Annotated in this window: 9 protein-coding genes and 2 pseudogenes; 7 read left to right on the top strand and 4 right to left on the bottom strand. The window is 42.0% G+C overall.

The features are described 5' to 3' along the window. The 4 genes and pseudogenes from B4033_RS03480 to B4033_RS03465 form a co-directional block, all read left to right on the top strand. A pseudogene (locus tag B4033_RS03480) lies at positions 1-618 on the top strand (trifunctional transcriptional regulator/proline dehydrogenase/L-glutamate gamma-semialdehyde dehydrogenase); the annotation flags it as partial. Between the two features lie 172 nt (positions 619-790). Further along, positions 791-1,873: a tRNA (uridine(54)-C5)-methyltransferase TrmA gene (gene trmA / locus B4033_RS03475; RefSeq protein ID WP_286832123.1), complete on the top strand. Its 1,083-nt coding sequence runs from the start codon at positions 791-793 to the stop codon at positions 1,871-1,873. 242 nt (positions 1,874-2,115) lie between these two features. After that, positions 2,116-2,340, top strand: a complete 225-nt coding sequence (locus tag B4033_RS03470) for a hypothetical protein (protein ID WP_008305254.1) — start codon at positions 2,116-2,118, stop codon at positions 2,338-2,340. Positions 2,341-2,668: 328 nt separating this feature from the next. Then, positions 2,669-3,238 (top strand): lecithin retinol acyltransferase family protein, encoded by a 570-nt coding sequence (locus tag B4033_RS03465; RefSeq protein ID WP_004812708.1) that lies wholly within the window; start codon positions 2,669-2,671, stop codon positions 3,236-3,238. Between the two features lie 33 nt (positions 3,239-3,271). Here B4033_RS03465 and B4033_RS03460 read toward each other — a convergent pair whose 3' ends face one another. Continuing rightward, complete coding sequence (locus B4033_RS03460; RefSeq protein ID WP_286832120.1) at positions 3,272-4,183, bottom strand: bestrophin family protein; 912 nt, start codon at positions 4,181-4,183, stop codon at positions 3,272-3,274. A gap of 147 nt (positions 4,184-4,330) precedes the next feature. After that, positions 4,331-6,058, bottom strand: coding sequence for a glutamine--tRNA ligase/YqeY domain fusion protein (locus B4033_RS03455; RefSeq protein WP_286832118.1), 1,728 nt, complete (start codon positions 6,056-6,058; stop codon positions 4,331-4,333). A 477-nt stretch (positions 6,059-6,535) separates the two neighbouring features. On the opposite strand from B4033_RS03455, the gene B4033_RS03450 reads away from it, so the two are divergent. Together B4033_RS03450 and B4033_RS03445 are read left to right on the top strand one after the other, a co-directional pair. Continuing rightward, a complete protein-coding gene (locus tag B4033_RS03450) occupies positions 6,536-7,045 on the top strand; it encodes a peptidylprolyl isomerase (protein ID WP_004812701.1) in 510 nt (169 codons plus the stop codon). 110 nt (positions 7,046-7,155) lie between these two features. Then, positions 7,156-7,872 carry a UDP-2,3-diacylglucosamine diphosphatase gene (locus B4033_RS03445; protein ID WP_286832116.1) on the top strand — a complete coding sequence of 239 codons (717 nt, stop codon included), beginning with the start codon at positions 7,156-7,158 and terminating at the stop codon, positions 7,870-7,872. Between the two features lie 125 nt (positions 7,873-7,997). On the opposite strand, the gene hpaI is transcribed toward B4033_RS03445, so the two are convergent. Continuing rightward, complete coding sequence (gene hpaI, locus B4033_RS03440) at positions 7,998-8,792, bottom strand: 4-hydroxy-2-oxoheptanedioate aldolase (RefSeq protein WP_108676030.1); 795 nt, start codon at positions 8,790-8,792, stop codon at positions 7,998-8,000. A 243-nt stretch (positions 8,793-9,035) separates the two neighbouring features. Between hpaI and nfsB the strand changes: the two genes are divergently transcribed. Then, positions 9,036-9,689, top strand: a complete 654-nt coding sequence (nfsB, locus tag B4033_RS03435; RefSeq protein ID WP_286832115.1) for an oxygen-insensitive NAD(P)H nitroreductase — start codon at positions 9,036-9,038, stop codon at positions 9,687-9,689. A gap of 298 nt (positions 9,690-9,987) precedes the next feature. On the opposite strand, the pseudogene B4033_RS03425 reads toward nfsB, so the two are convergent. Further along, positions 9,988-10,538, bottom strand: a pseudogene (locus tag B4033_RS03425) (EamA family transporter); the annotation flags it as partial.

The raw sequence follows: 10,538 nt of genomic DNA, 5'->3' as shown, positions 1-10,538 counted from the left end.
CGTTTAATGCATCAGGTATCTGAGAAAAAGTTAGCTCAACCTTATGCGATGAATTCTGCTCAGGCAACGCTTGAAAATCCATTGCTACAGGAATTTAAAGCCTGGGTATATAAAACTTTCCCAACGATTTCCTTAACCACTCCAGCTAAAATCACAACTGGGCACAGCTTTAGCCTGCAAGGTCCAACAGGTGAAGAAAACCAGTACATGATCTTGCCACGTGAAAGTATATTATCTCTGGCAACGAATGATGCTGATCAGATTCAGCAATTACTGGCGATTTTATCGGTGGGTAGTCGCCCGGCTATACTGGCAGACAATACTTTCATACTTAAACATTTACAAAGTATGCCAGCAAAAGTGGTAAAGGCCATTAAAGTGATTAAAGATATCGAATCTGGTGATTTCGAAGCTGTACTGCATCATGGTGATGCTTCTGCACTGATTGATCTGCAGCAGCGTATTGCAACACGTCAAGGTCCAATTGTAGGTATTACTCATCTAAGTTCCGGAAATTATGAGATTCCGGTGGAACGTTTTGTAATTGAACGTGCAATTAGCATTAATACCGCAGCAGCAGGTGGTAATGCCAGTCTGATGACCATGTCAGGCTTATAAACAGCTTTATCACTTATTTTAATTTCTTTCCTCTTAAGGCCAAATCTCTCCCCTTTGTAGATTTGGCTTTTTTTAGCAGCTTTTCCAGCCTGTTTCCCTGAATAGTCTTAGGCAGAACAGCAATTTTTTGCTACCATCTTGGCTTTCAAAATATTTGCGATTTTTACTGCATATGACCTCATCTTATCAGCAACAACTGGATGCCAAAGTTGAACGCATTAGCGCGCAATTTGCCGAATATCAACCACCTGCTTTAGAAGTATTCGAATCACCTGAACAGTACTATCGCATGCGTGCTGAGTTTCGGATATGGCATACTGAAGATGACCTGTTTTATGCCATGTTTGAACGTGATGAGAACAATAATAAAAAAGTCATCCGTATTGATGAGTTTCCGGTTGCCGACCGCAGTATTAATGCCTTAATGCCACGCTTATTGGCAGAACTTAAGGCTGAGCCTATTTTATCAAATCGTCTCTTTGAAGCGCATTTTCTTGCCACTTTAAAAGGTGAAATGTTGGTATCACTGGTTTATCGTTGCCCACTGACTGCTGAATGGGAAGCTGCAGCTAAAGCCATATCAGAACAACTCAATATTAAGATTTTTGGTCGTAGTCGTGGGCAGAAAATCATTTTAACTGATGACTATGTTGTTGAAGTATTGACTGTGTTCGATCGCAAGTATCAATATAAGCAAATTGAAAGCAGTTTTACTCAACCCAATGCGCAAGTCTGCCAGAAAATGCTGGAATGGGCATGCAATGCTGCACAGCAGTCTGATAAAGACCTATTGGAGCTTTACTGTGGTAATGGCAACTTTACCTTACCACTCTCTACCCGCTTCCGTCGTGTATTAGCGACCGAACTGGCGAAATCTTCAGTCTATGCAGCTGAATGGAATATTCAGCAGAACGGTATCGACAATATTCAGGTGGCTCGTCTGTCTGCTGAAGAATTCACCCAAGCCTATAACGGTGAACGTGTGTTCCGTCGTTTGCAAGAAGCCAAAATTGATATTTCAACTTATGACTTCGATACCATCTTTGTCGACCCACCACGTGCCGGTATTGATGATGAAACACTCAAGTTACTGCAGCGCTTCGAACGTATCATCTATATTTCTTGCAATCCAGATACATTGCATGACAATCTGAAACAGCTGTCTCAGACGCATAAAATTACTAAATTTGCCCTGTTCGACCAGTTCCCATATACCCATCATGTGGAGTCAGGTGTGCTGCTGGAAAAACGCTAAAAATATTGTTTCAATTTATTTTTTTGTTACATAAATGGAGTTTCTAATAGCTCCATTTTTTGTTTTTAAAATAATGGACTTATACATGAATTTCATTATTTCAACTGAATAATATCGTTTGAAACACCGGCTGCAATCGGAAATTTTGAAGACCGTTTGCTGCTTTTATCACATAGGTCCTATTGCTTTATTTATTTAATTGGCTATATTTCAAGCTATGTTAGATCATGTATGAAGGCTCTATGAGTTTTTGGCAAAAGTTGTTCACTGCTGAACAACAAAATGAACACAAGAATCAAATTGCTTGTGTTGAAAATGACTGCGCTTGTAAGTCAAATGAACAGCTTCTTGAAGCATTGGCAAAAGCAACTGATGAAGACGTGATTGTCGGTATCAAAAAAGTTCTCGCTTCTCGCGGCTATAGCCGTAAGGAACTGAATGAACTGCAGCACTTGCCATTACAGTAGTGGTGAGGCTTTATTTTAAAAAAGCATTTGTGAAAGCAAATGCTTTTTTATTGGCTGGAACTTTTAAATAGAAGCATTATTCAATCTGTATGTTCTGCTCTAGCTCTAGCTCTAGCTCTAGCTCTAGCTCTTGTCTTGGTTGAGTAGTGATCCTCAATAGTGCTTAGGCTATTTTAATTTTAAGCTTTCTACTTTTTTTCATCATTCCATTATTAACCACAACTGATCAGTTCGCTGATTTTTCAGACATAAACATCGATAAAATCACAAAAACCCGTTAAACTTGGTTTCTTGAAACATTTGTACATCAATTGGCATTCAGTGGCATATGCAACAAACTCAACGTTTTCCCTTAGGTGCTCACCTTATGGTCAAACACTTCGGCTATACCCATCATGGTATTTATGCCGGACGAGGTCGTGTAATCCATTATTCCGGTTTTGCACACTTATTTAAAAAGCACCCGATTGAAATTACCTCGATTGACAAGTTTAGTCATGGTAAACCAATCCAGGTTCAGGAATATGCACATACCAAATACAAGGGCCGTAAAGTTGTGCGTCGTATGCGTTCACGCATGCATGAAAATAATTATCATCTGATTATCAATAACTGTGAACATCTATGTACCTGGGCGATTACTGGCGTGGAAAGCAGCCCGCAGGTGATCCGCATGATGAACCGTCTGACCACCATTGGTTATATCAGTTCGATGATGAGCTTCATGAACAGTATGTTCCTGACATTAACCACCACTTGCTTTGCCTTGGCACTATATATTAAAAAGAAATTACGCGACAAAGCAAAACGACGCTTACAGCAATACCGTGAGCTACAGGAACAGTTCCAAGAACATACTCAGCAACCTGAAAAAACGCTAATTAAAAGCCCCAAATAAATGGGGCTTTTAATATGGATGAAAATAACTGACTTAACTCAGATGCCCTTTCCAAGGCTTTAAAGGTTCAGGTATTTCCCGTCCTATAGAACTTAAAGTTTCCCGTTCGACCAAGCGCACGATTGAATCAAGCGCCAGGTCATTGTCCTGTAGTCCAAAAGGTTCTTCTAGCTCGGCACTCAACTCATCCAAGCCTAAAAACAAATAGGCAATCAATGCCACCAGGACTGGCGTCCATAACCCCAAGTTGGCTTCCAGGCTGAAAGGCAGAATAAAACAGAAAGAATATACTGCTCGATGCAACAGTACGGAATAAGAAAATGGCAACGGCGTCGACAGAATCCGGTCGCAACCTGCCTGAATATTTCCGAGCTCTACCGTATGCTGATTAAGGTTATTATAAATAATATCGGAGATCAGCTCTGTTCGATAACATTCTACTAACTGTTTCTGCATCTGTTCCAATACCCATTGTGCAGGATTAACCTGTTGCTTAAGCTGATTGAAAGCAATTGGATCAAACCCTGTATCCGGCTGGTAATGCTCAATATTACTCTCTTGCTGACGCAAACGATCGCGCAATAAATGGGTAAACAGCATCATCCGGTATAAGAGCAATTCCCTGTTTTCAGTATCGAGTATGTGAGTATCCCGACTCAAGTGACGCGTGGTGGCAATCAATGCACCCCAAAGCTTACGCCCCTCCCACCAGCGATCATAACAGGCGGTATTCCGAAAACTCAGGAAGATCGAAAGAATTACCCCGAAGATGGTGAAGCCAATTGCAGGGACTGCAGGCAGGCTAAAAAAGTGCTCCCGGCTTAAATAAACCAGTACCCCAGAAATCAGAATCACTGACATAAGTGCGGGTAATACCTTAGGCAAAATGGTGCCATGCCACGCAAACAGCAGACTAAAACTATTACTTTTGTCACGGACGATCATGTTTTGTTTTACGCTCCATAGAAATAGCCCAACCGGAGTTGGGCTATCTAAAGGTATTAGAACCAAACTGTTTTGACTCTGCCGAGGCCAATTGGTTTCCTTGGCAGCAAATGATCAATACAATTTAAGTCACCAAGCCGAAACAACTTATTTACCTGGCTTAAAACTGTCTTTCAGGTCCAGAATACGGTTAAACACTGGCTTTTCACTTGAGTGATCGTATTGGTCCGCTACAAAATAACCTTCACGTTCGAACTGGAAGCGGTCTTCCGGTTTAGCCTCTGCAAGTGCTGGCTCAATTACGGCTTGCACCACTTTCAATGACTCAGGGTTCAGGTTCGCCAGGAAATCATCCCCAGTTTCTGGATCAGATTCAGTGAACAGACGGTCATAGATACGAACTTCTGCAGGAATACCTTTCGTTGCAGATACCCAGTGAATTACACCTTTGACTTTACGGCCTTCGGGGTTTTTACCTAAAGTTTCAGGATCTATTGAACATTTTAGTTCAACGACTTCACCATTTTCATCTTTAATCACTTCATCACACTTGATGACATAAGCATGACGAAGACGCACTTCACCGCCAGGAATCAGACGTTTAAAGCCTTTAGGTGGTTCTTCTTCAAAGTCCTTACGGTCAATGTAAATTTCAGAGGTCAATGGAATCACACGCTCGCCCATATCCACATTTGGGTGACGAGAATGCGTCAGATCCATATCCGCTGGCAGATTGGTTAAAGTCACTTTTAGTGGATTAAGTACTACCATTCCACGCGCAGCAGCATTTTCCAGAGACTGGCGAATGCAATACTCCAGCATTGCTACATCAACAATACTGCCATCAACCTTAGATACACCTACCCGCTTACAGAAGTCACGCAGGCCTTCCGGGGTGAAACCACGACGGCGCATACCCACGACAGTTGGCATACGTGGGTCATCCCAACCATTCACATATCCGCCTTCAACCAGTTTACGCAACTTACGCTTAGAAGTAATGGTGTAGTCGACATTCAGACGGCTTGATTCATACTGACGTGGAACAGCTGGTGATTGAACTTTCTCGATCACCCAGTCATAGAATGGACGGTGATCCTGAAATTCCAGTGTACATAAAGAGTGTGTTACACCTTCAATGGCATCTGATAATGGATGCGCATAGTCGTACATTGGGTAGATTTTCCATTTGTCGCCAGTCTGATGGTGTTCAGAATGCAGGATACGATATAGGATCGGATCACGCATATGCACGTTTGGAGACGCCATGTCGATCTTGGCACGAAGCACAGCCTGACCTTCCGCAAATTCGCCATTGCGCATTTTTTCAAAACGCTCTAGGTTTTCAGCAACAGTGGCATCACGTTGTGGCGAGTTTTTACCTGGTTCTACAAAGTTACCACGGTTTAACTTGATTTCTTCTGGAGACTGTAAATCCACATAGGCATCGCCCTGTTCGATCAGTTGAATAGCCCAGGTGTAAAGCTGATCAAAATAGCTCGATGCATAGCGCGGCTCACCATTCCATTCAAAACCTAACCATTTCACATCACTGGCAATACCATCAACATATTCTTGTTCTTCAGCATCCGGGTTAGTATCGTCAAAACGCAGATTACATAAACCATTAAATTCTTGAGCAATACCAAAGTTCAGACAGATCGCTTTTACATGTCCGATATGCAGATAACCATTCGGCTCAGGTGGGAAACGTGTCACCACTTGTTGGGTACGGCCTGCTTCTAAATCATCAGTGATGATCTGGCGCACAAAGTCTAAGCCCGGTTGTTGTTCCTGCTGCTGCGCTGAATCGACTGCATTCTTGTTTTGGGTCGGGTTCTCGGGCAGAGATGTAACAACATCATTTGGCTTCATGATCAATCATTCACTTCTAAAGTTAAAATTAAGGGTTTTATGTCCTGTTACGGGAGGCTTTAGACATGCCGTAAAACATAAACTAAAGTCCCCTAGTTTAACTTTAGGTGATCAATCTCTCAACTGCTAACTGTGGCATTTGTTTTCTATTCAATCATTTTAAAATGATGAGGCTAGGTCTGCTGCAATTGCATACAAATTTGGACGAATGGTCCGAAAGTTTTTCATAAATCTAATCGCATGTCGCTGTTTAAGAAAAGAAACATACTATTGCAAAAAAATGTGTCATTGTTAATTGGTAAAGCGCAGGCAACCATCTGTATTTGCCTGCTGGAACAATGCATAAATAAGATACGATTTTCAGAATTTTATCCGAGAAAAGTATATTTTTGCTTGCCTTGTCGATTACAGTTTGCTTATGCTTCTCTCATTCAAAAAAACCCATGACTTCAAAGGTCATGATCAGGAGATTACACAATGAGTTTTCCTCAAGTCGAATTAAACACCAATAAAGGTCGTATTGTTCTTGAATTAAACGCTGAAAAAGCACCTAAAACAGTGGCAAACTTCTTAGAATATGTACGTGACGGTTTTTATGACGGCGTAATTTTCCACCGCGTTATTGATGGTTTTATGATTCAAGGCGGCGGCATGGACGAAAACTTCAAAGAAAAAGCAACGCGTGACGCGATTGAAAACGAAGCTGACAACGGCCTGAGCAACGACGTTGGTACCATTGCAATGGCACGTACTCAAGCACCTCACTCTGCTTCTGCTCAGTTCTTCATTAACGTGAAAAACAACGCTTTCCTTAACCATACTGGCAAAACTGCACAAGGTTGGGGTTATGCAGTATTTGGTAAAGTTGTTGAAGGCATGGACGTTGTTGACGCAATCAAAGGTGTTCGCACTGGTAACCGTGGCTACCACGCTGACGTTCCACTAGAGAACGTTGTAATCGAATCTGCAAAAATCATTTCTGAATAAAAAACGTCCTCTCCGTTCTTTATGAGTTTTAAAGCGATGCTTTAAAACGGTGTAATGGAAAATCCCTCATATGAATGAGGGATCTAGAGAGGAATAAAAGGAAAAGATTTGTGACCCATCTGTTTATCGCCGATTTACATTTGTCACCTGATCACCCTCGACTCGTTCGGGGGTTTTTAGATTTATTAGACGCCTATAAAGATAAGAATACCCAACTCTATATTCTGGGTGACTGGTTTAATGCCTGGATTGGTGACGACTATACCGCTCCTTGGCTGGATGAAATTATTGAGCATTTAAAACAGTTTACCAAAGCGGGTAATCAGGTTTATTTTCTGGTCGGTAACCGTGACTTCGCTTTGGGCAAAGATTTTCTAAATCAGTTCACAGGACAGCTCTTGTCCGATGTTCAGTTTTTAACGATTGCTGGCAAAAAGATTCGTATAGAACATGGCGACGAACTCTGCACTGATGACATCAGCTACCAAAGATTCCGTAAAATTATCCGTCATCCCTGGTTAGTCGGCTTTTTAAGAAAAATGCCGTTGTCTTTTCGTGCCCGGTTGGCACAAGGTTTCCGTAAAAAAAGCCATGAAGCGCAGCAATTCAAAAGCTATGAGGTTATGGACGTGAATCAAGATGCTGTTAACACCGCACTACAAGATGTCGATCTGCTGATTCATGGTCATACTCATCGTGCCAATATTCATGATGTAAATGGAAAAAAGCGGATTGTATTAGGCGACTGGCGAGAAGAATCTGCGCAGATTCTTGAACTTTCTGGTGATCCTGAGCAAGAAATACAGCTGATGACCTGGCATTACTAAATATATTGCAATCAAAGCTTTGCATTGATTTCTGAAACAGTTTAAAAACCTGACCTCATAAAACCAAGACAAATAAAAAGCAACTGTAATCAGTTGCTTTCGTTATTTTGGAAAATACTAGGTGGCTAATATCCACCTTCAGATTTCACCACTTCAGTACCCTGCTTATATTTAGATAACCGTTCACGCAAAGAATTCATCAGCACACTGGTATCCACGCCGACCGCAACAAATTCAGCACCCAAATCGAGATATTTTTGAGTAATATCATGTTGTGTCGACAGAATACCGGCCGCTTTACCAGCAGCACGAATCCGCTGAATCGCGTCAATCACGGCTTTTTGAACTTCAGGATGATTTGGATTGCCTTGATACCCCATGGTCGCAGACAGATCCACTGCACCAATAAAAACACCATCAATACCATCAACCTTTAAAATTTCATTCAGATTTTCCAGACCTTTTACCGATTCAATCTGAATCAACAGACAGATATCTTCATGGGCGGTTTGGTAATAATTCGGAATACTATTCCAGCGAGTAGCACATGCCAGCGCTGCACCAACACCCCGGATCCCTTCTGGTGGATAACGTACCGCTTTTACCATCAGCTCGGCCTGTTCAACCGTTTCAACCATGGGGATGAGTAAGCTTTGCGCGCCAATATCCAGAAGCTGCTTGATGAGCTGTACACTGCCAATGGGTGGACGTACCACTGCCTGCGATGGATAGGCTGCAATACTTTGTAGTTGCGATAACGTGGTTCTTAAATCACTAGGTGCATGCTCACCATCAATCAGCAGCCAGTCATAGCCGGCATTGGCAGCAATTTCTGTACCGTAAGCATCTGCCAGACCGACCCATAACCCGATTTGCTGTTCAGTTTTGAGTTTTCTTTTGAAGTAATTGGTGTATTGCATACGCCCGCTCGCTTGCATGTTATTACTTATAAGCTTATTAAACGCCTCTTGGCAAAAAGTGCCAATAGTGAAAAGCTCTTTTATCATTAGCCAAAGCTCTAAGTGCTAACATTATAAATAGTAGATATCTGCACAACTTACGCTTTGCCTGAAGGAAATTTATTGTAATAATCCACTTCACTTACAGCATGACTTTACTGTATGCCCCCATCCAAGATCAACAAAGACGAATGGAGTCCAGTTATGGATTTACTTAAGGTTTCTGAATCTCGTTATACGACAAAGGCTTATGATCCATCCAAGAAAATTCCGCAGGAACAGTTTGATCGTTTGACCGAGATTCTTCGCCTGGCTCCCTCTTCAATTAATATCCAGCCCTGGCATTTTTTTATCGCTGACCATGCGTATGCCAAAGCACGTATTGCCAAGGCTTTGGTGGGCACATATGCCTATAATGCACCAAAAGTATTGGATTCTTCGCATACGATCCTTTTCTGCACCAAAGCTGACATTACTGAGCAGCATTTAGATAATCTTCTGGAACGTGATGATATACTCGGCCGTTTTAAAGATGAAACTGCCAAAGAAGCACAGCGCAATACCCGTACAGGTTATGTTGAATATTACCGTAATGAAAAAGGAGATATTCAGCGTTGGGCGGAAAACCAGACCTTTATTGCACTGGGTCAAATGTTAATTGCTGCAGCAATCGAAGGTGTAGATGCAACGCCCATTGGTGGCTTTGATGAAGGCATTCTTACTGAAGAATTGAAGCTCAATGAACAAGGCTTGATTCCATCCGTAATCCTGACTTTGGGTTACCGCAGTGAAAATGATTTCAATGCCAAGCTGCCAAAATCCCGTCTGAAAGCTGAAGATGTTTTCACCAAACTGTAAGCATTTTATGCTATAAAAGGGGCGCAAAGCCCCTTTACTTGTCATTATGGGCCTAATTTTTGCTTAACTAAAGAACACTTATAATTCAGAATAACAATAGAGGTATCCATGTCAGTTCTTCCATCCAGACCAATGAAATTTGAATGCAAACACTGCGAAAAAATCTATCTACATCAATATAAGCATGAACAGCATCGTTATCCGCATTGCCCACACTGCCGACAGGCTGGCATGCTTCTGGGCCTGGCTGAAAAAGAAGACCTGATTCGTCTACCATTAGATTATGCCAGTGCCTATGTCAAGCAGACATGGCATAGGCTAAGCAGATAACGCTGGCAAGCCCCAGCACCAACCCGAGACTGCTTGCAGGCTTTAGGCGCTCTTTAAAGAAGACCAGGCCTGCAAGTACCCCAAATACCACTACCAGAATATTCATTCCCGCAAACACAATCGCTGGTGTATCTTTTAGCAGCATATGCGCTTTAACATAAAACCCTATATTGGCGAAGTTCAGTCCCCCTAGAACCAGCCCGGCACCAATATGCTTCAAATCACCAAAATGATGATATTTAATTACTAGATAAGCCATTGATAAAATAAAGGCACAAATGAACATCAGGTTCAGCGTCACAGCGAACTGTAATCCTAAACTGGTGGTGTATTTTAATAACACATCAATCAGTGCATATCCGACCCACACTAATCCCAGATACAGCATACCTCGAGTTCCTGTGCCAGTATCATTTCGATTGGACAGCAGGATACAAATCACCGCAGTGATTCCAAGACCTATTCCAATGATTTTCAGCTGGCTAAACTGTTCCTGAAAGATGAAATAAGCTGCTGCAT

This window comes from Acinetobacter sp. UBA3132 (assembly GCF_002364825.1).
Taxonomy (GTDB): domain Bacteria; phylum Pseudomonadota; class Gammaproteobacteria; order Pseudomonadales; family Moraxellaceae; genus Acinetobacter; species Acinetobacter schindleri.
Note: the sequence above shows the minus strand (reverse complement) of the source record. Positions and strands in the feature narration are given on the sequence as shown.